Source organism: Streptomyces ambofaciens ATCC 23877, assembly GCF_001267885.1.
Taxonomy (GTDB): domain Bacteria; phylum Actinomycetota; class Actinomycetes; order Streptomycetales; family Streptomycetaceae; genus Streptomyces; species Streptomyces ambofaciens.
In genome coordinates this window covers 66,588-90,953 of sequence record NZ_CP012382.1, presented here as the reverse complement: position 1 = coordinate 90,953, position 24,366 = coordinate 66,588, and the positions used below count along the sequence as shown (strand labels likewise).

Sequence of the window (24,366 nt, the reverse complement as noted above, 5' to 3'; positions counted from 1 at the left end):
AGGGGCGGCCGTCACCCTTGACGCGTACGTTCGGGTCCCTGGCAGGCGACCGGGCGCACGTGGCCCCCCACGTGCCCGTCCTCAGCTGTAGGGCCCCCACCGGCGTTCCAGGGTGTCGTACAGGTACCGGGGCAGACCGGCGATGGCGCTGGTGCGGAACGGGCGGCCGTCGTCGTCGATGCGCACGGTGCCCCGGCGGCCCTGGGAGGACCAGTCCAGCTCCAGGTACCAGCGGCAGTCGCACGAGCTGGTCTTGGCCGTGACCAGCAGCACCTCGGGGTCCTTGGCCGAGACGCGGTAGGGCATCCGCACGGCCGGGATCGGCGTGCCGGTGTCGTTTCCGGCGACCGCGCGGGCGATGGGTCGGTCCTTGTCCAGGTCCACGTCGAAGTACCGCGGAGTGACCGCGCCGCCACAACCCTGGTCCATGGCGTAGGCGTTGCCCTCGGCCGGTGCCGTACGGCCGACCACGCGCACGCGCAGCGCCTCCAGCACGACGGCCGTGTCGCTGCGCCCCTGCACCGACAGCCGCACGAGCGTCTCGCCGCCGTGCACCGCGCTCTGCGTCGCCGCCCAGGGCGCCGCGTCCTGCGGGGCGGGGGGCGGGGGGACCTGGCCCGGCGGCTTGGCGATGACGTAGTCGTGACCGCAGCCGAGCTCCCAGGCCTGGGAGTCGACGGACCAGGCGAGCGGCAGCCCGGCGGACTCCTCGCCGCGGGGCGCAACGGAGGTCGCACCGGGCGGCCGAGAGGTGCCCGGCTTCTCCTTGGGGGTGGCGGAGCCCGACGGCCGCTCGGAGGCGGGGGTGCCGCTCGGGCCGGGCGAGGCGCCCCGTCGCTCAGGCACACGGGCCTGCGCCCTGCCGGAGGGCGCCGGACCGGACGTGCTGGGACCGGCATCGGCCCGGGCCGGACCGTCGGCGGACGCCCGCCGCCCGTCGGGCAGCGCGGACAGGGCCCCGAGCGTCGCGAGCACGGCACAGACGCAGGCCAGCCCGGCCACCGGACGTCTACGGCGGTACCAGGCCCGGCGCGGCGGCGCGGGCACACCGGGCACAGGGTCCGCCTCGCCGACCGGACGGCCGCCGGCCGGATGGCCGCCGGCCGTCATCGCCGTCGTCGCCGGGGCGACGACCGGGCCGCCGTGGGTGTCCGGGGCGGCCAACGGGCCGCCGTCGCCCTTCGGTCCTGCCGTGTCCGGCCCGGTGCTGCCCTCCACCGCGGTGTCCGGTCCGTCCGCCGCGGCGTTCACGGCCGTCTCCGTCTCCGTCGCCGCCGCGGCCTTGGGCGCACTCCCCGCCGCCCCCGCTCTACGAGGCCGGCTGCGGACCGCCACGGCCAGCAGCCAACGGCGGTGAAGTTCCAGACGCTGCTCCGCGGTCGCCCCGCACAGGGCCGCGAAGCGTTCCACGGGAGCGAAGTCGAGCGGCACCGCGTCACCCGCGCAGTAGCGGTGCAGTGTCGAGGTGTTCATGCCCAGACGGCGGGCCAGCGAGCCGTAACTGCGGTCCGTGCGCTCCTTCAGCGCCCGCAGCAGCGCCGCGAACGTGGCCACCTCGTCGACGCCGCTGCCGTCGTCCTGTGCCGACACAGGCCCCCCTGGTCCTCGTACGCCCCCGCCCGGCCCCGGGACGGTATCCCAGGCACCCCATGTACCTGCACGTCACAGGGGCTGGGATGGTTCCACCGTGCCCGATCGGCCGCCGGCTGTTGCGCCCGGCCGCTGTGACCGCTGATGCTCTTGGTACCGCACCGGCCAGGCCCGGGCCGACCAGCCGGCCTCGCCGCGGCATCCACCACCACGCACTCACCCACGGGGGAACTCTCATGTCCTTGCGCATCCGAACGAGCGCTTGCACCGCACTGGCCGTCGCCGCCCTCGCGGCGGGCACGGTCCTCACGGCACCGGCCGCCGGCGCCGCGCCGAAGGCGGCCGCGCCCACGTTCCTGTCGGCCTCCCAGCTGCCGCCGCACCCGACGTCGTCCTGGACCGCCGGCCCGGTCACCGAGGGATTCCCGGAGGGACTCGGCCTCTGCGTGAGCACGGAGGGCGTGCCCTCCTACGACTACCGGCACCGGGAGTTCTGGACCGACCTGGACACCACCGCCGTGCAGTTGACCGTCGTCACGGGCACGGCCGCCCAGGCCAAGGCGTTGGCGAAGCACTACGACGACCTGGTCCGCACCTGCGCCGACCGCATCGAGGAGACCACGCCCGACGTCGAGGCCGAGAGCCGGGACTACGGCAAGCTGCCGGTCGAGGAAGGCGCCCGCGTCCGCGGCCTGCACACCGAGACGACCTGGGGCGCCACCGACATCGCCCTGCTGTCGGTCGGACGGGACGGCAGGACCGTCACCGTCGTGAAGTGGGGCCAGATGGGCGACTTCCACAACGCGCCCGTGACCGCCTTCAAGAAGACCACGACCACGGCCGTCAACAAGCTGTACTGACCAGGCGGCCACCGCAGACGCCAGGGCCGTCCTTTCGCCACGGGGGTCGGAAGGACGGCCCCGGTACCGGTCACGCCCCGGGCGGGGACTGCTGCTCCGGTCAGCGTGCGTCGGTCAGACGGGCAGGGGAGTGCCGAGCATCGCGGAAGCCCGCTGGAACGCGCTCTGCACGCGGACGGGTGCGGCCTCGGGGACGGTGCGGCAGGTGAACCCGAGCCGGGCCATGGCTCTCAGCACCTCTCCGGCGCTGAAGTCGCGGCGGTCCTGGCGGGTGATGACCTGGCCGACCTGCTTGACGGGGTAGTGGCGTCGCCCGATGATCACGGACTCGCCGGTGACCGGCTCGGGTTTGATGCCCTTCATCGATTCCAGCACGCCGTTCTTGGTCAGGTCGAACGGGAAGCGGGCGATGACACAGCGCATGATGCCTCACAGGCAGAAGGGGAGGGTGGGCCTGACCGCCGTCCAGCGGTCAGCGGAAGAGCGCAAGGACGCCCAGGACGCTGCCGTGTTCGTCGACCACGGGCACGGGCCCGAGCCGCCCGCAGGGCACCGCGTCCTCGGCTTCGGCCCTCGTGGCCGACGGTGACACGAAGGGCTGGCTGCCGTCGGTGATGTCGGCCAGGCGGATCCGGTCGGTGTATCCGGAGCTGTCCCGGACGGCGGTGAGCCGGGCCTGGGTGACCAGGCCCACGCACCGGGCGTCCTCGTCGCAGACCACCAGATGCTCCGCACGTGCGGCGGCCATGACGGACAGCGCCACCTCGACGGTCATGTCGTACCAGACCTGCGGTCCGGCCGCGTCCATGGCGTCGACCACCGTGCCGTGCACGGGGTGAGCGCCGACGGAGCGAGCCGGTAACTGTCCAAGCGCCAACGGGTGCCTCCTGTGCGGATGGGCCGGACTCTTGATCAAGGACAGGTCTATGCGGCGGCCACAGCGGCACCGGGCGGAAGCACGGCTGCGCGGCGGGTGGCCGAGGCGGGGCGGCGTCGGCCGCGTGAGGTGGAGCCGCGCTTCTTGGGGCGCTCGGCCACGGGTGCGGTGATGACGACGGGGATGCCGGAGGGTGCCTGGGCGCCGGTGATGCGGTGGAGGTCCTCGGTGCCCGCGCGGACCTGGGTGGTCTGCGGGACGATGCCCGCGGTGGCCATGAGGCGGGTCATGCCGCGGCGCTGGTTGGGGGTGACCAGGGTGACGACGCTGCCGGACTCGCCGGCGCGGGCGGTGCGGCCGCCGCGGTGGAGGTAGTCCTTGTGGTCGGTGGGCGGGTCGACGTTGACGACGAGGTCGAGGCTGTCGACGTGGATGCCGCGGGCCGCGACGTTGGTCGCCACCAGCACGCTCACGTGTCCGTCCTTGAACTGGGTGAGGGTGCGGGTGCGCTGCGGCTGGGACTTGCCTCCGTGCAGGGCGGCGGCCCGTACCCCGCTGTTGAGGAGGTGCTCGGTGAGGCGGTCGACGGCGTGCTTGGTGTCCAGGAACATCAGCACCCGGCCGTCGCGTGCGGCGATCTCGGTGGTGGCCGCGTGCTTGTCGGCGCCGTGGACGTGGAGCACGTGGTGCTCCATGGTCGTGACGGCGCCGGCCGAGGGGTCGACGGAGTGGACGACGGGGTCGCTGAGGTAGCGGCGCACGAGCAGGTCGACGTTGCGGTCCAGGGTGGCGGAGAACAGCATGCGCTGGCCTTCGGGGCGGACCTGGTCGAGCAGGGCGGTGACCTGCGGCATGAAGCCCATGTCGGCCATCTGGTCGGCCTCGTCCAGGACGGTGACGGCGACCTGGTCCAGGCGGCAGTCGCCGCGGGTGATGAGGTCCTTGAGACGCCCGGGGGTGGCGACGACGATCTCGGCCCCGCCGCGCAGCGCGCTCGCCTGCCGGCCGATGGGCATCCCGCCCACCACGGTGGCCAGACGCAGCTTCACCGAGCGGGCGTAGGGGGTGAGGGCGTCGGTGACCTGCTGGGCCAGCTCACGGGTGGGCACGAGCACCAGCCCCAGCGGCTGCCGGGCCTCGGCGCGCCGTTTGGCCGTGCGGGCCAGCAGGGCCAGCCCGAAGGCCAGGGTCTTGCCGGAACCGGTGCGCCCGCGGCCGAGGACGTCGCGGCCCGCGAGGGAGTTCGGCAGGGTGGCGGCCTGGATCGGGAAGGGGACCGTCACGCCCTGCGAGCCGAGTGCGGCCAGCAGTTCCCGGGGCATGTCGAGATCGGCGAAGGCGTCCGCGGAGGGCAGCGCGGGGGTGATCGTCTCGGGGAGGGCGAACTCGCCCTGCATCGCGGCGGGCCGGCGGCCGTGACCGGCGGAGCGGCTCGGTCCGCCGGAGCGGCGCGGGGCGGGCGAGCCGAAGCGGCTGTTGCCCCTGGCGGAGTCGCCGCCGTTGTTACGGGTGCGGGCGAAACGGTCGTTCGTACGTGTGCGGTTCATGCGGAACCTTCCTCGACGCGGCGCATATCAAGGAATTCCCGCAGCGGAAAGCAGCACGGAGAACTGCATGAAAGGCCGGTGGAACGCGGCAGCGAATCCGACCCGCGAAAAGAATCCATGCGGGTGAAGACGCTGAAAGGGGTGGCGTGGTGTGGAATCACTGTTCGAAGCGCCCACGGTGACAGCTGGGAAGGGATGCGTCTGCACCCTTGAAGGATGGTCCGTGTGCGGTGAGCCTACGGATTCCTGGTGTCGTCCCCAGGTGAAACCACCACGGGAAAACGCATGCAGCTGGGGCCCGCACCCCGAAGGATGCGGGCCCCAGCTACAAGTACGCGACAGTCAGCGTCAGGCGGGAACGATGTTCTCGGCCGTCGGGCCCTTCTGGCCCTGTGCGATGTCGAAGTTCACCTTCTGGCCCTCCAGCAGCTCGCGGAAGCCCTGGGCGGCGATGTTCGAGTAGTGGGCGAACACATCAGCGCCGCCACCGTCCTGCTCGATGAAGCCGAAACCCTTTTCCGCGTTGAACCACTTCACGGTACCAGCAGCCATGTCATTTCTCCTTCGGGGCAGTGCACCGGCAGTCCGCACCGTGCGGACACCGTGTCGCCGCAATGATCACCCCGCCCGGAAAAAGACCGGAAGTACAAAAGCGTTTCCAGCGGCACAGGACCGGCCGGAGAGCACTTGATTCGGGAACCACAACTGCAACTGAGATCGACAGTAGCACGCCGCAGCGGCCCGTGTACGGTGAAGAATTCCCCTCCCCTCATTGCGGCAAAGAACCTGTCCGCCAGTTCCGCTGAAATCTCGGCTCGCGAACGCAGATATGGGCGCACCCGCGCGACGGCAAATGTGGCGCACCCGCGCTTCCGCGCCCCGGTCGCCCACCGGCCGGAGAACCCCTTCGCGAGCATCCGGCCTCATGCGGAGGCTGCCACCATGAGGTGGATCGCCGCTGAGTGCCGTGCCGTGCCGTGCCGTGCCGTGCCGTTGCCGTTGTCAGCCGACGAGGGCGTGGGTGATCTGCCGGGTCGTCTGCGCGGCGACCCGGGGGTTGACGGCGGCGTAGGAGGTGTAGGCGTTCAGGCCGGTGGCCAGGGCCCAGCCGCGCCCCCGCATCCAGGTGGCATCGTCCACGCCGAGCGCATCGCGGAAGGCGGCTCGGCTGTCTGCCGACATCAGGGTGAAGGCGATCATCAGGTCGCAGGCCGGGTCGCCTGTGCCGAGCCCGCCGAAGTCGATGACGGCGCTGAGGCAGCCGTGGGAGGTCAGCAGGTTGCCGGTGTGGAAGTCGCCGTGGAACCACACCGGAGAGCGGTCCCATCCGGGCGCGCTCAGTGCCGCGTTCCACAGTTGCGTCATCGCTGCTGTGTCGAACACGCCGTCCACCTCGGCGATGGCGGCCCGCGTCGCGCGGTCCCGGTCGGACAACGGACGGCCGGTGAGGGCTTCCCCGGCGTCCCCGGCGGGGATGTCCTCGAGGGGGAACCGCTGCAAGGCGGCCAGGAACCGAGCCAGTTCGATGGCCGCCTCGGGGGAGTCGCCCAGCGCGTCAACGGTCGCCACCTCGCCGTCCAGCCAGCGGGACACCGCCCACGGCCACGGGTAACCGAAGCCGGGGCCGCCCACTGCCACTGGTACCGGGATGGCCAGGGGGAGGTGCGGGGCGAGCTGGGGCAGCCACTGCGATTCCTTCCTGGCCTGCCCGATGGCTCCGGGATGGCGCGGAAGCCGGACGGACAGTTCCTCGCCCAACCGGTAGATCACATGATCGGAGCCGGCGGGGTCGAGCAGCTTCAGGGCCAGGTCCGCCCACTGCGGGAACTGAGTGTCGACCAGGCACCTGACCAGTGCCTCGTCGATCTGAGGGCGTGTTTCCGCAGTTCTCGCAGCTACCAAGAACAGCTCCCATGGCCGGCCCGCTCCGTGCGGCGGGCAGTCGCAGCCATCACAGTGGTTCACGGCTGCGTCTGTCGACCGATTTTGGAACGCGGGTGCTCCACCTCCTTGTGCTGGCTGCTGTTACCGCCGCTGGCGTGCAGGCCGCAACCCATACCCACTACCGGGCGCCCCGGCTGATCCCCTTCAACGCCCCAGTCGCATGAAGCGTGCTGGACGGCCGTCGGGCCCCGGCCGTTTGGGTTCACACGGCATGAACACGCGTGTGGGGGCGCCGCCGGTAGGCGGCCCCACAGACAGCCCAACAGCTCGCGAAGGGACCAGCATCATGGGGCAGAGGAAGGCAACGGGCAGGGCACCGGACGAGCGGCCGGCCATGCCGCAGGAGGAAGCGGAGATCACCCCGCCGTACCGCTTCCAGCGCCAGCAGCGCCCCGGCCTGGAGGCCGAGATGGAAGTGCGGCCGCGCTACCTCGCCCCCAACTACCGCGGTTCCGGCAAGCTGCAGAACAAGGTCGCCCTGATCACGGGCGGCGACTCCGGCATCGGCCGCTCGGTCGCCGTGCTCTACGCCCGCGAGGGCGCCGACGTCGCCATCGTCTACCTCCCCGAGGAGGAGCGGGACGCCGCCGAGACACGCGAGGCCGTGGAGAAGGAGGGACGCACCTGCCTGCTGCTCCCCGGCGACCTGTGCGACCCGTCCTTCTGCGCCGACGTGGTGAAGCGCACCGTCGCCGAACTGGGCGGCCTCAACGTGCTGGTGAGCAACGCCGCATACCTCAACAGCCAGAACGACATCACGGACCTCACGGCCGAGGACTTCGACCGGGTCTTCAAGACCAACGTCTACGCCTACTTCCACCTGCTCATGGCGGCCCTGCCGTACCTGTCGCACGGAGACGCGGTGATCGCCACCGCCTCCGAGGAAGCCCTCAAGGGCAGCGACATGATGTGGACTACGCGGCCTCCAAGGCCGCCATGGTGGTCTTCACCAAGTCCATCGCCTCGCACCTGGCGGCCCGGGGCGTCCGCGCCAACGTCGTCTCGCCGGGACCCACCTGGACCGTCCTGAACGTGGCAGGTCAGCGCTTTCCCGACGACTACCTCACCCACCTGGGCAGCTCTGCCCCGATGGGCCGTGTCGCCCAGCCGGAGGAGGTGGCCCCCGCCTACGTGTACCTGGCCTCGGACGCCGATTCCAGCTTCACCGTGGGGGAGGTGATCGCCGTCACCGGCGGCCTGACCGACACCCGGTGACCGGCCGGCTCCTGGCATCGTGTGCCGGCTCCGTCCCCGCGCCCCGTCTGCGGCGTCGGACAGGCACCGACGGGCGGCCGCTGAACCTCCCGACTAGGTCAGAAGGGGCACAGGATCGGCTGACTGGGCGTGGGACGTGGCGTGTTTCCTCCGGCCAGCGAAGCATGGGACTCCTGCCGACTTGGCGGATGTGAAGACGGCGAGCCCGGGGTACTCCACCGCTCGGCCTGTCAACGAGGAGAGTGCCTGATGACGTTCAATCCGCTGGAGCAGCGGGGTATCCCGCTGGACCGTCAGCTGCGGAGCTGGCGGGAACTGAACGTGGACCCAATCGACCCGGACCACTGCGACCCGTACACCCGCTGCCGGATCATCACCATGAACGGGATCGAGGTGGAGGCGATCCTGTTCAGCCACCAGCTCGCCCGCAACACCGTCGACCCCGAGGTCAAACGGCAGCTGGCGCGGGTGCGCTACATCGAGGCACAGCAGCAGAAGGTCGTGAACTGGCTGCTTCCAGGGGTGTCGTCGGTGCTGGAGACGACCATCGCCTACGAGCAGGTGGCCGTGGACCTGACGGCATGGGTGGCCCGTATGGAGCCGGACCCGTATCTGAAGCAGGCGTACCAGTTCGGGGTGCTGGAGGACTTCGACCACCTGTACCGGTACGCCAACCTGTACGAGATGATCGAGCACCGCAAGGCCGAGTCGATCGTCGACAACCTCACCGAGGTCATGCCCGGCCGTCCCACCAGGTTCCACCACCGCAACCCGGTGGACAACGTCCGCGACCCCTACGCCAAGGACGAGACGAACCCGCTGTCGAAGCTGCACGCGCTGACGATCATGTCGGCGGAGCAGCAGACCATGAACTTCTACATGAACACCGGCCCCACCTACATGGAGCCGATCGCCCGCCAGCTCTACCAGGAGATCGGGCTGATCGAGGAGGAGCACGTCACCCACTACGAGTCCCTGGTGGACCCGGGCGAGACGTGGTGGGAGCAGCTGGTCAACCACGAGTACAACGAGTGCTACCTGTACTACTCCTTCATGGAGCAGGAGAGCGACCCCAAGGTCAAGGCGATCTGGGAGCTGCACCTGAACATGGAGCTGGAGCACCTGCACGCCGCCTGCGACCTGATGCGCAGGCACGACGGCCGCGATCCCGCCTCGGTGCTGGCCCCCGAGCTGCCCAACGTGCTCACCTTCGAGCCGAACAAGGGCTACCTGCGCGAGCTGCTCGACACCCAGATGGACCTCACGACCCTGGGCGCGGGCTACGTACGCGAGGCGCACGAGCGGTTCGAGCAGATGCAGGAGCAGATCCACGGCGGCGAGGCCCCGCCGAGCGACCGGGTGATCCACGAGCACCAGGAGATGTTCGGCCGCGAGTACCGCGTCCAGACCGAGGGCGAGCACCCCGACCCCTCCCAGCGCGAGAAGTAGAAAGGCCGCGATGTCCGAGCTGAAGACTCCGCACGCCGGGGACGACATGGCCAAGGACGACGACGTCGTCTCCCTGCTGATGCGCCAGCACGGCGACATCCGCAACCTCTTCGACGAGGTCGAGGCCGCCACCGGCGAGGAACGCCGCGACGCCTTCCACCGTCTGGTGCGCCTGCTGGCCGTGCACGAGACGGCCGAGGAGGAGGTGGTGCACCCCTTCGCCCGCAAGGGCTTCCCCGGCGGCGAGCAGGTGGTCAAGGACCGCCTCGCCGAGGAGAAGGCCGCCAAGGAGACCTTGTCCGCACTCGACGAGATGGACACCGACGACCCGAAGTTCATGCCCCAGCTGCTCAAGCTGCGCAAGGACGTCCAGGAGCACGCGCGGGCCGAGGAACGCTACGAGTTCACCCACATCCGCCGCAGCACCGACGTCACCAACCTCGCCGCGATGGCCAAGGCCATCAAGGCCGCCGAAGCCATGGCCCCCACCCGCCCCCACCCCGGCGTCGAGTCCGGGGCGAAGAACATGGCGCTCGGACCGGTCGCCGCCCTCATGGACCGCACCAAGGACACCGTCCGCAAGGCCATGGGCAAGGGCTGACCACACCGGCCACCCCGCCTGCGACCAGGAAAGGATCCCGCCCGGGGGCGCTGCCGCGGCGCAGGCTGATCTCCACCGCGCTGGCCGGCGCGGACGCCCTTCAGCTGACGTACGGCGCGCTGGTCGCCAGGACGACCGGCGAGTGACCCCGTCCCGTGAGGCGCCGGGCACCTCACGAGGGAGCCGCTGGACGGCGGGTCATCCTCTCCGCGGCACAGGACCCACGTCGGCGTGGCGGCCGGGGAGCATGGCGGCGTGCCGTTGCCCCGGCCCGGGGCCCGAGCCGGCGGCCAGGGCGTCGGCCACCACGCCGGCGGCGAAGGCGTACACGCTCTTGTGGAGCACGTCGACGACGAGTTCGCGGCGCGGCCAGGTCTGGGGCGGGGCGCCGACGCCGGTGGCGTTCTCCAGGATCTGGTCGGTGGTGAGGCGGACGACGGTGAACTTCGCCGACGACCAGGGCCCCCGCAGCCCGGCGTGCGCCATCACCGACCGCAGCACGCCGAGAAGGGCGCCCTGCCCCACGTGCATGGCCAGGTTCACCGGCACAGGCTGACGGCCGGGATACTCCCGCATGCCGGTCAGGCGTTCCAGGGTCCGGGCGGGCACGTGGGAGTCACGGCGACCGGTCAGCCGCTGCTCCGCCTTCTCGCCCAGCGTCATCGCCAGCACCCCGGCCGTGCCGGCCACCAGCCCCTGCCACAGCGCGCGCTTCATCATGCCGTCGCGGGTACCCACGCCTCCCCGGCTCACTGGCCCGGCTCCCGCCCCCCTCCGACCGTTCCCGTTTCACTCCGGCGGTCACGGAAACCCGGCGCCGGACGGTGGGCCGCCGGGTGGCCACCGAAGCGGAGGGCTTTTGATGAAGAAGCTGGTGTGGACGGCCGCGGTCGCGGCCGCCGGGGCGGCGGCCGTGCGACGGTCCCGGCCGTCGCACAGGAGCGGGGAGCAGGCCGGCAGCCGGGCGCAGGAGTGGGCGGGTGACCGCTGGCTCACCGTGACGGTCAACCGGACGCCCGCCGATGTGGGTTCCGAGGGGAAGCTGCCGCCGCCGCTGGACGACCTCGCGGAGCGGATCGACGTGCAGATCCGGCCGGCACCGGGCGACCGCGGCACGGAACTGGCCGCACGCTTCAAGGAGCCCGTGCCCGCCGCGTCCGCCTCCGTGCCCGCACGCCTGGCCGGGCAGGACCCGCGCCAGGAGCTGCGGCGCGCGCTGCGTGACGCCAAGTCCCTGCTGGAGGCGGGTGAGGTACTGCGGCCCGACGCGCCGCCCACGACCCGCCCCACGCCGGGCGGCAAGCTGGTCGAGGTGTTCACCCGTCGCTCCGGCGGGGAGGGAGTGCTGTGAAGGCGCTGTGCTGGGAAGGCGTGAACAAGCTGTCCGTCGAGCAGGTCCCCGACCCGGAGCTGCGCAACGACCAGGACATCGTCGTACGACTGATCGCGGGCACCACCTGCGGCTCCGACCTGCACCTCATCGGCGGCTACATCCCGGCGATGCGCGCCGGTGACGTGATCGGCCACGAGTTCGTCGGCGAGGTCGTGGAGACCGGCTCCGCCGTGCGCAAGCACAAGGTCGGTGACCGGGTCGTCGTGTGCTCGTTCGTCGGCTGCGGACGCTGCTGGTACTGCGCCAACGACCTGTGGTCCCTGTGCGACAACACGAACACCAACCCGGGCGTCGGACAGGCCCTCTTCGGCTACGAGACCGCCGGCATCTTCGGCTACTCCCACGCCATGGGCGGGCTGCGCGGCAGCCATGCCGAGTACGTCCGCGTGCCCTTCGCCGACTACGGCGCCTTCAAGGTGCCCGAGGGCATCGACGACACCAGCGCCCTGTTCGTCTCCGACTCCGTGCCCACCGGGTGGATGGGCGCCGACCTGGCCGGGGTGAAACCCGGTGACGTGGTCGCCGTCTGGGGCTGCGGCGCGGTGGGGCAGATGGCGGCCAGGGCGGCGATCCTCAAGGGTGCCGAGCGGGTGATCTCCATCGACCGCATCCCCGAGCGGCTGGCCATGACCGAGCGGTACGTCGGCGCGGAGACCCTCGACTACACGAGCACGGACGTCGCCGCGGAACTGCGCGAACGCACCGGCGGACGCGGCCCGGACGTGTGCATCGAGGCCGTCGGCATGGAGGCGCACAGCGACGGCCCCGCGCACCTGTACGACCAGGCCAAACAGCAGCTCCGCCTCCAGAGCGACCGGCCCACCGCCGTACGCCAGGCCATCCACGCCTGCCGTAAGGCCGGCACCGTCTTCATCCTCGGCGTCTTCGCCGGAGCCGTCGACAAGTTCCCGCTCGGCGCCGTGATCAACAAGGGGCTCACCGTCCGCGGCGCCCAGATGCACGGCCAGCGCTACATCCCGATGCTCCTGGAGCGGCTCGCCGCCGGCGAGATCGAGACGGCCCACCTGGCGACCCACACCCTCTCCCTCGACCAGGCGCCCAGGGCCTACGACATGTTCAAGCAGAAGACCGACGGCTGCGTCCGCGCCGTCATCCGCCCCGAGCCCCGAGGGGCCGCATGACCGTCAGCCGCCTCGCTCGCCCTCTGGCGGGCCGGGTGGCCCGGTGGCGCTCGGCACCGGCCCTGCACCCCCACGGCGTGCTGTGCACGGGAACGCTGACCGTGGCCGGCCGCACGGACGCCCGCTGGGACGTGCCCTGGCTGGACCGGCCCGGCACCTACCCGGCGACGGTGCGCTGGTCCCGGGCGCTCGGACTGCCCCGAAGGCTGCCGGACGGCCTGGGCCTGGCCGTGCGCGTCGAGGACGCCGACGGCCCCGGCAACACACTCGACCTGCTGTTCACCTCCAGCCGAAGCGGCCGGCTCGGCCGGCACCTGCCGCTGCTGCGACCCGACGCCCTGAAGGGGCCGTACTCCACCCTGCTGTCCTACCGGATGGGAGATCGCGACCGGGTACTGGCGGCCTTCCCCGCCTCGGATGCGGACGCCACCTCTGGAGACACCCTGCCGACGCTGTGGCAGGAACTCGCCCGCCGGCCCGTCCGCTTCGACCTGCGCGCGGCCGCCCCCGACGAGCCGTGGACCACCTTCGCGTCCCTGTCCCTGGAAGCCGCGCACACCGCCCCGGCCACCAGCACCGTGTCCTACGACCCCTACGCCCACAGCCTTCCCGGACTCCGGCCCACCGGACGACTGCGCCGCCTGCGCGACGCCGCCTACGCCGGCTCCCGCCACGGACGAACCACCGCCTGACGACGGCCGGCTCGGCCTGGTGTACGCCGGTGCAGGCGATGGACCCGGCCTTGCCCTCCCGCGGGGTGAGACACGGGCAGAGCTGCCGAACAAGAGGGCCGGGTCAGTGGGGCAGCAGGTGGAAGCCGGTGCTCAGGGCGCCGGCGCAGACCAGCAGGAGCGACGCACCAACGGCGAGCCGTTTCAGGAGCATACGGCGCAAGGCGGCGTACCGGGCTTCGTACTCGCCCCGCAACTGGTCGGCCCGTACGGCAACGGCCGGCGGGTCAGATGCACGTACGCCGGACAGCGCGACGCACCAGGAGGGTGACGGCCGCCGCTGCGCCGGTGCCCGCGGCGACCAGTGCAGCGCGGCGGACGGCCGGAGCGGTGGCAGGGGCAAGGTCGCGCAACCGGTCGAAGGCGCTGAGCGGGAGGCCGCTCAGCGCGTTGCCGGGCGGACGCCGAGACACCGCGGGGTGAGGATGCGTGGGCGCGCTCACGCGCACCGCCTCCCAGGCAGCACCGATCTGCCGTAGCCGGCGATCGCTCAGAGCTTCACGCATCCGCGGCAGCAGCTCGTCCTCCTCGTCACGGATGTCCTGCGCGATCAAGGCGAACGCTTGCCGGATCCACGCGCCGCGGTGAGGGTCCTCGGGGGACTTCTCGATCCGGGCGATCAGCTCGTTGATCTCTTGATGCTCCTGCTCGACGCGCGCGGTGAGGTCCTGACCGTCGGCGCTGATACGCCGCAGGACGGGCCACAGCACGGTCTCCTCGGCGAACGCGTGGCTGAACACCAGCTGCACGATCTCCCGCCACAGCTCGTCCTGCCCGTCAGGCGCCATACCGCGGGCGAGGTAGCGGTGCATCATCGAGTCGAGCCTGGCGTGCTCTCGCCGCTGCCGCATCAGAATGCTGCCCGCTCCTCCTAGCCGGGCAGTGTCCTGCTCGCTGATCGAGACGGTCATGACGAGCCCTCCGCCGGCCCCTCGGCGGGGTCCGTCGTCGCATCCGTGCGTTCCGCGTCGGACGACGTCGATCGGTCCTGTCGGCGCCGGCGTTGCTCGTCTTCGGGGTGGACGTCCTTCTCACCGGTGACGTGTTCCAGCGGGTGGGACAGTTCATCGTCGTTCTGCCTGCTCATGACGGCTCCTCACTGTCTGGAGCCCGGGTCCCCTGCATGCGGGCATCCGACCACCTCAATGCCGTCGAAAGCGTGGACCGTACTCCTCGCCGTTCAGACGCCACCCACTGTGCACGCCGCGCCACTCTCCCGATAAGGATCAGGAAAGGGAACACCAGGCGGCTTCGCACACCGCGTGAGCAAACACCCAGCGCATGCTCAGGGCGCGTTCGGAGGGCCGCGCAGAATGTCCGCGGTGATGTCCGCGAGTGTCTTCCCGGTGCGAAAGGCATCGGCCCGCATGACGGCCAGCGCGTCCTCGTGGCTCAGCCGCCGGCGCTCGGCCAGGGCCACGACGGCACGCGCGGTGTCGAACCAGTGGGCACGCACGACCGGCTCCGGTTCCCAGGCAGGCGGCCGAGAACCGGTGATGATCAGTTCTCGTACCGGAAGGAGCGCGGCTGCCACCGCGTCGGCCACCTCGGAGGCCACCTCCAAGCTCTCACCGTGCAGGGCGCGGGCCCGAAGCCCCAGCAGGTCGATCGATCCCAGCACGTAGTCGCCGAAGAAGAGGGGGAGTGCGTACACCGATCTCACGTGCGGCAGTTGCTCCCGCATGGCCGCCCCGAACAGCGGCCACGGTGTCAGCTCGTCTGCAAGGTCGTCCACGGCCACCAGCTCACCCGTGTGCGCGGCACTGATGCAGGGGCCCTCCAGCACCGTGAACTGGATCTCCTCCAGGCACAGCGCGGCATCGTCCGACGCGGCGAGCAGCTGGCGGGAAGGCGTGTCGGTCAACAGCGACACCGTCGCACCATCCACCCCCAGCCCGTCGCGGACGGCCGCACACACCCGGCGCGGGACCTCTTCGACGGCACCGCCTTTCACGGCGGACGCGACGAGCCGCGCTGCGAGGCTGTCGTCCGCGGTCACCGCGCAGCCCACCGCACCGGCGGGGGAGCGGCGTGGCCGTGCTCAGGAACACGGTGACGGTACGCACCGCGCATCGCACGGCGCCGGAGGCGGGAGGTGGCAGGAGGCTGACGTAGTGCCATGCGGGGCGGAATACCCGGTTGGCTCGCCTCCACACGAAAGCCTGGTGCGCAGCGTGGGGCGCCGGCTTGGTCTCCCGACGCCGGCAGAGCAGTTGCACACCGCCGAGCACCCGGTCCGGGCCTGTGAATGCATCGGCATGGCGCCCGGGGCCCGGGGAACACGCATCGGTGTATCACCCATGTGAGTGGGGCGAAAAGGGAGAATCGCGATGCTCATGGCACACCCGGCGGTGCTGAAGGACCTCATCGAGCAGTACGAGACGCTGCAGACCCTGCATGCCGAAAGGGGCACTGAGGAAACGCGTCGCCGGATGGAGGACGTCGCCTACACGCTGTGCGTCTCGACCGGCACCCGCGACATCGACTCGGCCTTCCTGGCCGCCCGGCGCCGACTGGACAACGCCGTGCCCGCGCAGGACGGCACCCTTCTCACCACCTGACCCACCCCGCGCGATCAAGCTCATGAGCACCGCTATGCCGACCCTCACCAGCCTCGACGACCTGGTCCGCCTCCTCGGTCGCCGCCAGGGCCTGTATGTCCGCTGGTCCCGCGGACCGGAATATGACCTGGTGACCGGCTGCAGCTCGGATGAGCTGACCGGCGTCAGGCTGCCGGGTCTTTCGGCCAGCCCGCTGGATGTCGAGGACTGGTGGGGGACACGGTCCGTGCGCGTCTGGGTGGCTCGACGGCTGTACGACTACTGCCACCTGCCTCGCGTCAGGGACCCCGGTACCCGGCCGTGGGTCCTGCACGGCGCCGAGCAGGCCCGCGGGCCGGACAACGAACCGCTGGTGACAAACGTCGAACCCCTCGGCTGGATCGCCGGTGAGGTCATCACCAAGGCCAGGCGGATCATCACCGAGCAGCCGGGGGCGTGGGGCCCGCTGGACCGCAGCAGGGCCTCCTGAAGATGTTCTTGCGGGCCTGGAAACGCCCCGTCGCGTGGCGGCTGACGTTTTCGCCGCGGACGCCTGGCTGAACGTTTCACACGGGGACCATGCGCCACCCGTAACGGACAAGCCTCTCGACGAACACAGGCGGAGCAAGGAGGAGCGATGTCGAACCCGCAACAGCCCGAGCTGCGGCGCAGTGACAAGGGAGCAGGCACACCGCAGGACAGCCAGTCCCGCAAGGCGGCCCAGCCCGGCCACGAGGGCGGTGGCCGCGCCCATGGCACGGACCGCGGAAACAAGGGCGGAGGAGAAGGCGGCGGTACGCCTCCGGAGCAGCAGCCGGACCACCCGGCCTGAGCCGCTTCGCAGAAGAACGAGCAAGGAGAAACCGTGACCGTTCCCGAGGAGAACCGCCCGAAGACGACGTCCACCGACGACGTCATCGAGGCGCCCGAGGAGAAGACGACCGCCGAGCAGGCGGACGGCGCCACCGGGCGCACCATGCGGGAGGCGATGGAGGAAGCCGGGCTCAGCCCGGACGACGTACGCGAGGAGAGCTGACCCGTCGGCAGACGGGCCGGTCCCGGCGGATACGCACGAGCCGTCAGGCCGGGGCCGGCTGCACATCGGGTATGTCGAGGCCCCCGGCCGGCCTGGGAAGACCTGGGCACGGCGGCCGGGGGCTTCGGCGGGCCCGGGCCGGCTGCCTGCGAAGCGGTGCTGCGGGGCCGAAAGCCGCGGCAAAACGATGCCTGTCCTTCGCATGGCGGGCCGCGGCTGAGCGTGTGGTACCTACCGGCCCCTCCTGTCGCGCGTCTAGGGTGGGCTGTAGACGAGAAGACCGTGCTGCTCCGGTGGCTGTGCCGGAGTGAAGCGGCGGTCGCACTGAGGTGTTCCTTCGGATTGCGGAGTCCGTTGCCCCGGTGGCACGAGGACGATGCCGACCGAGAAGGCCATGCGCCTGATGAAGGAACCGTGATGAGTGCCCAGGACGCCTACGACGGCAACCACATCACTCAGTGGCTGCTGGAAACCGATTCGCTGGAGGACTTCCTCCAGGTGCTGGCAGATGCCGCCCTGGAGCTGTCGCACGTCGAAGGCGTCGGCGTCACCCTGGAGCGTGAGGGCCGGCCCGTCACCGTGGTCAGCGCAGGGCCCCCGGCACCGAAGCTGGACGAGAAGCAGTACGGTCAGGACGACGGTCCCTGTCTGCAGTCGCTGCGCACGGACGAGGAGGTCACCGTCCGCGACATGCTCGACGAGAGCAGGTGGGGCGACTACCCCGCCTACGCCGCCTCCTGCGGCATCCGGTCCTCCCTTTCGCTGCCGATCGCCGCCCACACCCACACCGCCGGCGCCCTCAACCTGTACGCCGGCCCGCCCGCCGCGTTCGAGGATGCCGACCTCACCGCCCTGCGTTCGCTGGCGGCCCAGGCCACCGGTGGCATCGCCCTGGCCCAGCGCATCGCCGACACGCAGGAATTCGCCGATCAACTGCAGACCGCCATGCAGTCCCGCAGCGTCATCGACCAGGCTCTCGGTGTGGTCATGGGCCAGAACCGGTGCACCGCCCAGGAAGCCTTCACGATCCTGCGCTCCGCCTCCCAGCACCGCAACATCAAACTCCGCGACCTGTGCAGGGAGTTGATCACCGGTGTCACCGGCCGGCCTCCCGACCCTCCTGATCTGCGCCCCCGCCCATGACACGACCGACCGGCCGGATCTCCGCCCGGGCGCCGGCCACTGCTGCAGCGGACAGTGACCGGCGTACCGGCCTGCGAGCGCCGCACCCCGCAGGGCCCTTGGTGGGGCCGCAGATCGCCATGGAACGGGCCGCCGCAGCGTGCCGACGCGCAGTCGGCCGGTGCGGTGGCAGGAGGGAGCAGCTGTGAGTGCCGGGGCGCTGGGGCGGGCGCTGAGCCGACTGCTGGAGGACAGCCACACAGCGACGTTCGACCAGCTGCCCGCTCTGCTCGGGGCAGCCGCTCGCCGCGCGGGCGCCGGCGGGGCCCGGCTGTTCGTGGCGGACCTGCAGGAGGACGTGCTGCGGGAGGTCACCGGCGTCGGGCTGGACGCCGGCCACGGCGGGCAGGAGGCGCGCATCGAGGGCACGCTGCCCGGCCGTGCTTACCGCATGCTCCGGATCACCACCACACCCACGGGCAGTACATGCTGGTCACCGGTGCTCGACGGCGCCGAACGCCTGGGTGTCCTGCGCGTCGACCCGGCCCCCGGCACGACGACCGTTCCCGATCAGGACGTCGTGCGTGCGCTGGCCTCGATGGCCGGACTGTTGCTGGTCTCCAAGCGGAACAACAGCGACGCCCACGCCCGCCTCACCCGCACCCGGGAGATGAGCGTGCCGGCGGAGATGCAGTGGACGCTGATGCCGCCGCGCACCTTCGCCAACGACCGACTCACGGTGAGCGCGGTGATGGAGCCCGCCTACCAGGTGGCCGGCGACGCCTTCGACTACGCCATCGCCGACGACCACGCGCACCTGGCGGTCTTCGACGCCATGGGCCACGACACCGCCGCCGGCCTGACCGCCTCGCTGGCGATGGCCACCTGCCGCAGCCACCGCCGCTCGGGCAGTCCTCTGGCCGCCGTCAGCCACGCCATCGAAGAAACCCTGATGGAACAGTTCGGCCACAGCCGCTACGTCACCGGCATCCTCGCCGACCTCGACCTGGCTACCGGACAGCTGAGCTGGGTCAACCGCGGGCATCTGCTGCCGGTGGTCATCCGAGGCGGACGCTGGGTGACCACCCTGCACTGTTCACCGGCCGGTCCCATGGGCACCGGACTCGGCCTGCCGGCCCACGGGTGCACCGACCAGCTCGAGCCCGGAGACCGGCTGCTGCTGTTCACCGACGGCATCACCGAAGCCCGCGGCGCGCACGGTGAACTGTTCGGGGTGGAGCGCTTCACCGACTTCCTCATCCGCCACCACGCTGACGGCCTGCCTGTCGCGGAAACCCTGCGCCGCCTCATCCATGCTGTTCTCGACCACCACGACAGTCGCCTGGAGGACGACGCCACTGTCTTGTTCTGCGAATGGCACGGCAAGCCGCCGACCGCTCACTGACCCGCTCGACCGCCCGTCACGGCCCGGCGCCGGCCAGGGGCATGCGCTGCTGGCTGAGCAGCGTGCCGACCGTTGTTCGGGCGGCCGTAGGCGACATGGAGAACGTCACTCCCAGTCTGGAAGTTCGTGCGTTTGGTTCCGTCTTGTGGCCTGTGCCCCGTACCCGGCTCCGACCGCGTTATGGAAGCCGTCGGCAGGGCACGGGGAGGGCAGGTGGTGGCCGGTAGTCCCCCGGGGGTCGGCGTCCGCCAGGTGCCCGTGGTCCGGAACGTGTGCTGCGGCGCCGGCCTGCTCCCGTTGCCGGCTCAGCCGGTAGCGGGAGAGGGTCACACGAAGGATCCCCTCGACGTGCACGGTCCGTGTCGGCCATCCCCGCACGATGGGTTCGGCGGAGCGGACGATCGATCAGAGGCTGCGCAGCAGGAGCAGGGCGATGTCATCGGTGTACGTGTGCCGCGGCACGGCGTAGTGCACCACGTTGTCGGCGAGCTCGCTGATCGGCTGGTCGCCCGCGCTGGTGAGATGGCGGGCCAGGGCGGTGATGGAATCGGTGATGTCGGTGTCGGGCGTCTCCACGAGGCCGTCGGTGTAGAGGGCCAGCAGTGATCCGGCCGGCAGGGGTGAGCTGGTGACCGGATAGTGGGTGCCCGGGTTCGCGTCGATGCCGAGCAGCGGGCCGGGCTCCACTTCGAGGACGTGGGTCTGCGGTGCGGGCGCCGGTACGCGCAGCAGCGGGGGAGGGTGCCCCGCGCTGGCGAGGTGGAGGCGCCGGCCGGCGAGGTCGATGTGGACGTAGAGGCAGGACACGAACAGATCCGTCTCCAGATCCGCCAGGACCCGGTCGGTGCGGGCCAGGACCTCCCCGGGGCCTGCGCCGGCGGTGGCGTGGACGGCGGTGCGGACCTGCCCCATGAGGGCGGCGGCGTTGATGTTGTGCCCTTGTACGTCGCCGATGACGGCGGCGGCGGCGGTGTCACTGAGACGGATCAGGTCGTAGAAGTCACCGCCGATGTCCATGCCGTGGGCGGACGGCAGGTACCGGGCGGCGACGGCGAGACCGGGGACGCGCGGCAGGGTCGTCGGCAGAAGGGCCTGCTGCAGGCCGTGGGCCAGGTCGTGCTTGGCGTCGTAGAGCAGGGCGCGGTCCATGGCCTGGGCGATGAGACCGCCCAGTGAGACGAGCACCGCGCGGTCGCCGGCACTGAAAGGGTGCGGGTGGTCGTAGGACAGGATGCAGCAGCCGACGCGGCGGTCGGAGACCACGAGCGGGAGGAAGGCCCAGGCCTGCTTGTCGCTCACCGTGGAGGCCCTCGGGTAGGCGCGGGCCATCTCCTCGGGGTCGGCGAAGAAGGCTGGGACGCCGTTGCGGAGAACGGGGCCGGCGGGAGTGATGTCGGTGTCCAGCGGCAGGCCGTCGAGGCGGGCGATGGTGCGCGGGTCGTAGCCCCGGTGGCCTGTGATCTTCAGACGTCCGGCGTCGGCGGCGGAGACGACCAGTCCCTGGGCGCCGAACGCGGGCAGGATCTGGTCGGCCACGACGTTGATCACGTCGGTCACGGTGACGGTCTGGCTCAGCGCGGCCGACAGGTGGATCAGCTGGTGAATGCGCCCGGTGCCGCTCTTGGGAGTGGTGAGAGGGGAGCTGATACGGGGCGGTGCCGGTGCGTCCGCGGGGTGCCGGTCGTGGTTGGGGGAGACCAGGACGCTGATACCGCTCTCGTCCGGGTACAGCCGGAAGTCGAGCCACCTGTCGGGCGGGCGCAGTGCGGTGAAGGCGACGGGCTCGCGGCTGAAGACCGCTGCGCGGTAGTGCTCTTCGTGGACCGGGTCGTCGAGCCAGGGCACGGCCTGCCAGGGCAGGTTGCCCAGGAGCCGGTCGGGCCGGCGGCCCAGCAGCTGGGCTGCCGCGTCGTTGAGGTAGGTGACGCGTCCCTCGAGGTCGAGGCTGAGGGCGCCGACGGGAAGCCGCTGGACCAGGTCGACGGCGGCGAGCTGGGCCTGCGCCGGAGCGATGTCGGGCCGCCGCAGCGGTACGGTGCGCGGCTGGTCCGGAAGGGCCCACGAGGCGGGCGCCCGGTCCAGCACCTGGGTCAGGCGCCGTGCGCTGGACTGGATGTGCCCGCGTTCGCGCGGGGTCAGGGACGGCGGGTGGCTCTTGGACCACACCAGTGCCATCACGCCGTAGCGGCGGACGCCGTGCAGGGGAACGAAAGCCGCCGCGAACTGGTAGGGCATCCCGGCCGCGGCGTTCGGATACAGGCGGGCCATGTCCTCCTGGCGGCCCACCCAGACCAGGTGGTCCTCCCGCACCGCCTCCGACAGGGGTCCCGCGGCCGAGACCGCCACGCGCCGCCACGGCGCCACGGTGGTCATCGGCATGCCACAGACCGCGGCCAGCCCCAGTACCGGTTCCTGCGCCGCCAGCAGGTACACGCCACCCGCCAGTGCCCCCGTACGGCGCACGGTGGCGCCGAGCGCCTCGTCCAAGGAGGCTAGGTCGCCGCCGTCCTCGGAATTCCCATGAGTCACATATACGACAATATTCGGTTAACGGTCCAGAGGCTAAGAGCGTGCCGCGGCGGTAGGCGGGAACGCGGCGCACCCTCGCCGTACCGCGTGGAGGAGGACGCTCCTGCCGCCGGTGACCTGGGCCTGCGCCCGGCACGGCGTCTCTGGCCGTCGCCCCGGCGGTCATCTCGGGCAGCGCGGAACCCTGCAAGGCTAGCTTCTTGTTTTAGAAGTAGTCACTTCAAAATCAGAAACTCGCGGGCTAGGGTGACCTGGCAAGGGTGGCGAGCCGGCGCGTGAGGAGTCGGCCGCCGTCAGCGGCCGTGACCGGAGCCCGCCGAACGGGGCCGCAGGCAACGGCGGTGTGCTGCCCGCACTGCGCCCCCCGAGCCTGGGAGGCCGACAACCCCGGGGGAGGGGCGATGCCAGGGCCGAAGAGCGTCAACTTCCCGCCGACGCACGCCCCGACCGCTCGGCCACAGGCCGGGCGGCTCGGGTCCGACATGACCCGGGCCGAGGGCAACCCTCATGAGGCGCACCTGCCGAAGCGCGCCGGCCACGCTCTGCCACCGCTGCGCGAGGAGCACCGATGACCACGTACGTACTCGTCCACGGCGCCTGGCACCGACCCTGGGCCTGGGACCGGCTCGTGCCCCTGCTGCACGCCGCCGGAGCCCGCACGCTCACCCCGGACCTCGGCACGTCCGGCGACCACGGGCTCCACGACGACGCCGCAACGGTCGCCGCCGCCCTCGACACCGTCCCGGCGGGTGAGGAACTCGTCCTCGTCGGCCACAGTTACGCCGGTCTCGTCGTCCGGCAGGCAGCGGACCTGCGCCCCCACGCCGTCGACCACCTCGTCCTCGTGGACGGCTGGGCCGGACACGACGGAACGAGCATGCTCGAACTGGCCCCCGACGCCTTCGTCACCGCCGTACGCGAGGCGGCCCGGACATCCGGGGACGGGCGGTGGATCCCGGCCCCGCCCCCGGCGGCCTTCGGCATCGTCGACGCTGCCGACACGGCCTGGCTCGCCGAGCGCCTCGTCCCTCAGGCGCTGCGCACGTTCACCGAGGCCACACGGCTGAGCGACGCCGTCGACCACATCCCCGGCACGGCCGTCCACTACCGGCCCGCGGCCTACCCGTTCGACCGCTTCGGCGCCGCTCTCGGCTACCGGACCCTCGCGCTCGACGGCCCGCACGACGTGATGCTGACCGACCCGGAACCACTCGCCCGGCTGCTCCTGGAGACACCCCCGGACCCCCGGTGACGCTTCAAGAACAGGAAGAGCGAAGTCTAGAGTGAGGGAGTGGAGCAGCGAACGTACCGACAGTACTGCGCGACCGCGCGCACCCTCGACCTCGTGGGCGAGCGCTGGACCCTGCTGCTCATCCGCGAACTGCTCACCGGCCCCAAACGGTACGGCGACCTCCAAGCCGGCCTGCGCGGACTGGGCACCGGACTGCTCGCGGCCCGGCTCAAACACCTGGAACGCGAGGGTCTCGCGCACAAGGTGCTTCTGCCGCCGCCCGCCCGCACCCCCGCGTACGCGCTCACCGAAGCGGGCGAGGAACTCGGGCCCGCCGTCCTGGCACTGGCCCGGTGGGGCCTGAAGTGGGCCATGGACGAGCGCCGCACGGACGAGACCTTCCACGCCAGCTGGGCCGTGCTCGGCCTGCGGGCGTGCTTCGACCCCGATGCCGCCGCAGGACTGCGCGCGGTCTACGAGTTCCACGTCGACGACGAGATCTTCCACGCCCGCGTCGACGACGGCATCGTCGAGACGGTCCACGGGCCCACCCGGCACCCGGACGCGACGATCACCACCACGAAGGAGGTGCTCGCCGAGGTGACGGCCGGCAGGCTGACCCTCTCCCACGCGACCGAGACCGGTGCCGCGACGGCGGCCGGCGATGACGAGGCCCTGCGCAGGCTGCCGGGCATCTTCCGCCTGCCGGCCCCGCGTTCCCGCGAGACCAAGTGACCCGCGCGCGCCTTCGTACGAACACGTCAGCGCACCGTGGGTGCCGGACAGTCCTGTCCCACGCGGCTTCGTGCGCTCGCCGTGGCCGCCCGGCTCGCACACCTCCTGCGGCCTGCGGTGCAGCGTGGCCCACCCCCCTGGCCTGCGCCCGCTCGGTGAACCGGTGGTGAGCCGTCGCTTCCGGCGGCGGTCTGAACGAAGCGGTGGGCAGGTGCTGCCACCTGCAGTCCGATGGCGACACGTCCACGATCGCGGGCCGCACCTCACAGCCACCGTGCCGACGCCGGCCACCGCCCTGTGGCCGAGTCGGTGCCTCCGGTACCAGCCGCCGGCACAGTTCCCGCAACGCGTGCGTCACTAGGCGCTCAACGACCCCCAGCACAAGCCACAGCTCACTCAGCCAGATGAGATGACGTGTC

25 protein-coding genes and 1 pseudogene are annotated in these 24,366 nt (G+C 71.5%); 15 read left to right on the top strand and 11 right to left on the bottom strand.

Annotated features, from left to right (window positions below; genetic code table 11):
• Positions 1-81: 81 nt before the first annotated feature.
• Positions 82-1,590: a helix-turn-helix domain-containing protein gene (locus tag SAM23877_RS00450; protein ID WP_053125747.1), complete on the bottom strand. Its 1,509-nt coding sequence runs from the start codon at positions 1,588-1,590 to the stop codon at positions 82-84.
• Between the two features lie 236 nt (positions 1,591-1,826).
• On the opposite strand from SAM23877_RS00450, the gene SAM23877_RS00445 reads away from it, so the two are divergent.
• On the top strand, positions 1,827-2,450 hold the full coding sequence (locus SAM23877_RS00445; RefSeq protein ID WP_053125745.1) for a hypothetical protein: 624 nt from the start codon (positions 1,827-1,829) through the stop codon (positions 2,448-2,450).
• Between the two features lie 114 nt (positions 2,451-2,564).
• Here SAM23877_RS00445 and SAM23877_RS00440 read toward each other — a convergent pair whose 3' ends face one another.
• The 5 genes from SAM23877_RS00440 to SAM23877_RS00420 all read right to left on the bottom strand — a co-directional run bounded on the left by SAM23877_RS00440 (position 2,565) and on the right by SAM23877_RS00420 (position 6,776).
• Positions 2,565-2,873 carry an SCO5918 family protein gene (locus SAM23877_RS00440; protein ID WP_053125743.1) on the bottom strand — a complete coding sequence of 103 codons (309 nt, stop codon included), beginning with the start codon at positions 2,871-2,873 and terminating at the stop codon, positions 2,565-2,567.
• A 49-nt stretch (positions 2,874-2,922) separates the two neighbouring features.
• Entirely contained in the window at positions 2,923-3,327 is a 405-nt protein-coding gene (locus SAM23877_RS00435; RefSeq protein WP_053125741.1) for a CBS domain-containing protein, read from the bottom strand.
• A 47-nt stretch (positions 3,328-3,374) separates the two neighbouring features.
• Positions 3,375-4,874, bottom strand: coding sequence for a DEAD/DEAH box helicase (locus tag SAM23877_RS00430; RefSeq protein WP_053125739.1), 1,500 nt, complete (start codon positions 4,872-4,874; stop codon positions 3,375-3,377).
• Positions 4,875-5,222: 348 nt separating this feature from the next.
• Positions 5,223-5,426 carry a cold-shock protein gene (locus tag SAM23877_RS00425; protein ID WP_003973099.1) on the bottom strand — a complete coding sequence of 68 codons (204 nt, stop codon included), beginning with the start codon at positions 5,424-5,426 and terminating at the stop codon, positions 5,223-5,225.
• Between the two features lie 450 nt (positions 5,427-5,876).
• Positions 5,877-6,776, bottom strand: coding sequence for an aminoglycoside phosphotransferase family protein (locus SAM23877_RS00420; protein ID WP_053125737.1), 900 nt, complete (start codon positions 6,774-6,776; stop codon positions 5,877-5,879).
• A gap of 202 nt (positions 6,777-6,978) precedes the next feature.
• Here SAM23877_RS00420 and SAM23877_RS00415 point away from each other — a divergent pair.
• From SAM23877_RS00415 to SAM23877_RS00405, 3 genes and pseudogenes are all read left to right on the top strand, one after another.
• A pseudogene (locus SAM23877_RS00415) lies at positions 6,979-8,033 on the top strand (SDR family oxidoreductase).
• Between the two features lie 249 nt (positions 8,034-8,282).
• Positions 8,283-9,482 carry a hypothetical protein gene (locus SAM23877_RS00410; protein ID WP_053125735.1) on the top strand — a complete coding sequence of 400 codons (1,200 nt, stop codon included), beginning with the start codon at positions 8,283-8,285 and terminating at the stop codon, positions 9,480-9,482.
• A gap of 10 nt (positions 9,483-9,492) precedes the next feature.
• The gene (locus SAM23877_RS00405) at positions 9,493-10,083 is read left to right on the top strand and encodes a hemerythrin domain-containing protein (protein ID WP_053125733.1); all 591 of its coding nucleotides are present in this window, start codon (positions 9,493-9,495) and stop codon (positions 10,081-10,083) included.
• Between the two features lie 198 nt (positions 10,084-10,281).
• On the opposite strand, the gene SAM23877_RS00400 is transcribed toward SAM23877_RS00405, so the two are convergent.
• Positions 10,282-10,803 carry a hypothetical protein gene (locus tag SAM23877_RS00400; RefSeq protein ID WP_053141982.1) on the bottom strand — a complete coding sequence of 174 codons (522 nt, stop codon included), beginning with the start codon at positions 10,801-10,803 and terminating at the stop codon, positions 10,282-10,284.
• A 142-nt stretch (positions 10,804-10,945) separates the two neighbouring features.
• On the opposite strand from SAM23877_RS00400, the gene SAM23877_RS00395 reads away from it, so the two are divergent.
• From SAM23877_RS00395 to SAM23877_RS00385, 3 genes are read left to right on the top strand one after another with little or no spacing between them, the layout of a single operon-like run.
• Positions 10,946-11,434, top strand: coding sequence for a hypothetical protein (locus SAM23877_RS00395; protein WP_053125731.1), 489 nt, complete (start codon positions 10,946-10,948; stop codon positions 11,432-11,434).
• Positions 11,435-11,454: 20 nt separating this feature from the next.
• Positions 11,455-12,618, top strand: a complete 1,164-nt coding sequence (locus SAM23877_RS00390; protein ID WP_235614667.1) for a zinc-dependent alcohol dehydrogenase — start codon at positions 11,455-11,457, stop codon at positions 12,616-12,618.
• The gene (locus tag SAM23877_RS00385) at positions 12,615-13,310 is read left to right on the top strand and encodes a catalase family protein (protein ID WP_053125727.1); all 696 of its coding nucleotides are present in this window, start codon (positions 12,615-12,617) and stop codon (positions 13,308-13,310) included. The genes SAM23877_RS00390 and SAM23877_RS00385 overlap by 4 nt, the downstream gene beginning before the upstream one ends.
• 266 nt (positions 13,311-13,576) lie before the next feature.
• Here SAM23877_RS00385 and SAM23877_RS00380 read toward each other — a convergent pair whose 3' ends face one another.
• From SAM23877_RS00380 to SAM23877_RS00370, 3 genes are all read right to left on the bottom strand, one after another.
• A complete protein-coding gene (locus SAM23877_RS00380; RefSeq protein ID WP_053125725.1) occupies positions 13,577-14,260 on the bottom strand; it encodes a hemerythrin domain-containing protein in 684 nt (227 codons plus the stop codon).
• Positions 14,257-14,436 (bottom strand): hypothetical protein, encoded by a 180-nt coding sequence (locus SAM23877_RS00375; RefSeq protein WP_053125721.1) that lies wholly within the window; start codon positions 14,434-14,436, stop codon positions 14,257-14,259. The genes SAM23877_RS00380 and SAM23877_RS00375 overlap by 4 nt, the downstream gene beginning before the upstream one ends.
• Before the next feature lie 198 nt (positions 14,437-14,634).
• Complete coding sequence (locus SAM23877_RS00370) at positions 14,635-15,303, bottom strand: GAF and ANTAR domain-containing protein (RefSeq protein WP_280518086.1); 669 nt, start codon at positions 15,301-15,303, stop codon at positions 14,635-14,637.
• 376 nt (positions 15,304-15,679) lie between these two features.
• Between SAM23877_RS00370 and SAM23877_RS00365 the strand changes: the two genes are divergently transcribed.
• The 6 genes from SAM23877_RS00365 (at position 15,680) to SAM23877_RS00345 (ending at position 19,452) form a co-directional block, all read left to right on the top strand.
• On the top strand, positions 15,680-15,910 hold the full coding sequence (locus SAM23877_RS00365; RefSeq protein ID WP_053125717.1) for a DUF5133 domain-containing protein: 231 nt from the start codon (positions 15,680-15,682) through the stop codon (positions 15,908-15,910).
• A gap of 22 nt (positions 15,911-15,932) precedes the next feature.
• On the top strand, positions 15,933-16,379 hold the full coding sequence (locus SAM23877_RS00360) for a DUF6098 family protein (protein ID WP_053125715.1): 447 nt from the start codon (positions 15,933-15,935) through the stop codon (positions 16,377-16,379).
• Between the two features lie 147 nt (positions 16,380-16,526).
• Positions 16,527-16,721: a hypothetical protein gene (locus SAM23877_RS00355; RefSeq protein WP_053125713.1), complete on the top strand. Its 195-nt coding sequence runs from the start codon at positions 16,527-16,529 to the stop codon at positions 16,719-16,721.
• A 33-nt stretch (positions 16,722-16,754) separates the two neighbouring features.
• Positions 16,755-16,925: a hypothetical protein gene (locus tag SAM23877_RS40145; RefSeq protein WP_167355219.1), complete on the top strand. Its 171-nt coding sequence runs from the start codon at positions 16,755-16,757 to the stop codon at positions 16,923-16,925.
• Between the two features lie 417 nt (positions 16,926-17,342).
• Positions 17,343-18,068: a GAF and ANTAR domain-containing protein gene (locus SAM23877_RS00350; protein WP_053125712.1), complete on the top strand. Its 726-nt coding sequence runs from the start codon at positions 17,343-17,345 to the stop codon at positions 18,066-18,068.
• A gap of 184 nt (positions 18,069-18,252) precedes the next feature.
• Positions 18,253-19,452 carry a PP2C family protein-serine/threonine phosphatase gene (locus SAM23877_RS00345; RefSeq protein ID WP_244902875.1) on the top strand — a complete coding sequence of 400 codons (1,200 nt, stop codon included), beginning with the start codon at positions 18,253-18,255 and terminating at the stop codon, positions 19,450-19,452.
• A gap of 405 nt (positions 19,453-19,857) precedes the next feature.
• On the opposite strand, the gene SAM23877_RS00340 is transcribed toward SAM23877_RS00345, so the two are convergent.
• Positions 19,858-21,981 (bottom strand): GAF domain-containing SpoIIE family protein phosphatase, encoded by a 2,124-nt coding sequence (locus SAM23877_RS00340; protein WP_244902874.1) that lies wholly within the window; start codon positions 21,979-21,981, stop codon positions 19,858-19,860.
• A gap of 568 nt (positions 21,982-22,549) precedes the next feature.
• On the opposite strand from SAM23877_RS00340, the gene SAM23877_RS00335 reads away from it, so the two are divergent.
• Together SAM23877_RS00335 and SAM23877_RS00330 are read left to right on the top strand one after the other, a co-directional pair.
• A complete protein-coding gene (locus SAM23877_RS00335) occupies positions 22,550-23,233 on the top strand; it encodes an alpha/beta hydrolase (RefSeq protein ID WP_053125709.1) in 684 nt (227 codons plus the stop codon).
• A 39-nt stretch (positions 23,234-23,272) separates the two neighbouring features.
• Positions 23,273-23,947, top strand: coding sequence for a winged helix-turn-helix transcriptional regulator (locus tag SAM23877_RS00330; RefSeq protein ID WP_053125707.1), 675 nt, complete (start codon positions 23,273-23,275; stop codon positions 23,945-23,947).
• The last annotated feature ends 419 nt before the right edge of the window (positions 23,948-24,366 follow it).

What these genes read in the sequence shown, in the direction of transcription:
- SAM23877_RS00440 (WP_053125743.1), bottom strand. Translation starts at nt 2,873, where the DNA reads ATGCGCTGTGTCATCGCCCGCTTCCCGTTCGACCTGACCAAGAACGGC.
- SAM23877_RS00335 (WP_053125709.1), top strand. Translation starts at nt 22,550, where the DNA reads ATGACCACGTACGTACTCGTCCACGGCGCCTGGCACCGACCCTGGGCC.
- SAM23877_RS00410 (WP_053125735.1), top strand. Translation starts at nt 8,283, where the DNA reads ATGACGTTCAATCCGCTGGAGCAGCGGGGTATCCCGCTGGACCGTCAG.
- SAM23877_RS00400 (WP_053141982.1), bottom strand. Translation starts at nt 10,803, where the DNA reads ATGATGAAGCGCGCGCTGTGGCAGGGGCTGGTGGCCGGCACGGCCGGG.
- SAM23877_RS00425 (WP_003973099.1), bottom strand. Translation starts at nt 5,426, where the DNA reads ATGGCTGCTGGTACCGTGAAGTGGTTCAACGCGGAAAAGGGTTTCGGC.
- SAM23877_RS00380 (WP_053125725.1), bottom strand. Translation starts at nt 14,260, where the DNA reads ATGACCGTCTCGATCAGCGAGCAGGACACTGCCCGGCTAGGAGGAGCG.
- SAM23877_RS00350 (WP_053125712.1), top strand. Translation starts at nt 17,343, where the DNA reads ATGAGTGCCCAGGACGCCTACGACGGCAACCACATCACTCAGTGGCTG.
- SAM23877_RS00375 (WP_053125721.1), bottom strand. Translation starts at nt 14,436, where the DNA reads ATGAGCAGGCAGAACGACGATGAACTGTCCCACCCGCTGGAACACGTC.
- SAM23877_RS00355 (WP_053125713.1), top strand. Translation starts at nt 16,527, where the DNA reads ATGTCGAACCCGCAACAGCCCGAGCTGCGGCGCAGTGACAAGGGAGCA.
- SAM23877_RS00405 (WP_053125733.1), top strand. Translation starts at nt 9,493, where the DNA reads ATGTCCGAGCTGAAGACTCCGCACGCCGGGGACGACATGGCCAAGGAC.
- SAM23877_RS00385 (WP_053125727.1), top strand. Translation starts at nt 12,615, where the DNA reads ATGACCGTCAGCCGCCTCGCTCGCCCTCTGGCGGGCCGGGTGGCCCGG.
- SAM23877_RS00395 (WP_053125731.1), top strand. Translation starts at nt 10,946, where the DNA reads ATGAAGAAGCTGGTGTGGACGGCCGCGGTCGCGGCCGCCGGGGCGGCG.
- SAM23877_RS00445 (WP_053125745.1), top strand. Translation starts at nt 1,827, where the DNA reads ATGTCCTTGCGCATCCGAACGAGCGCTTGCACCGCACTGGCCGTCGCC.
- SAM23877_RS00360 (WP_053125715.1), top strand. Translation starts at nt 15,933, where the DNA reads ATGAGCACCGCTATGCCGACCCTCACCAGCCTCGACGACCTGGTCCGC.
- SAM23877_RS00430 (WP_053125739.1), bottom strand. Translation starts at nt 4,874, where the DNA reads ATGAACCGCACACGTACGAACGACCGTTTCGCCCGCACCCGTAACAAC.
- SAM23877_RS00365 (WP_053125717.1), top strand. Translation starts at nt 15,680, where the DNA reads ATGCTCATGGCACACCCGGCGGTGCTGAAGGACCTCATCGAGCAGTAC.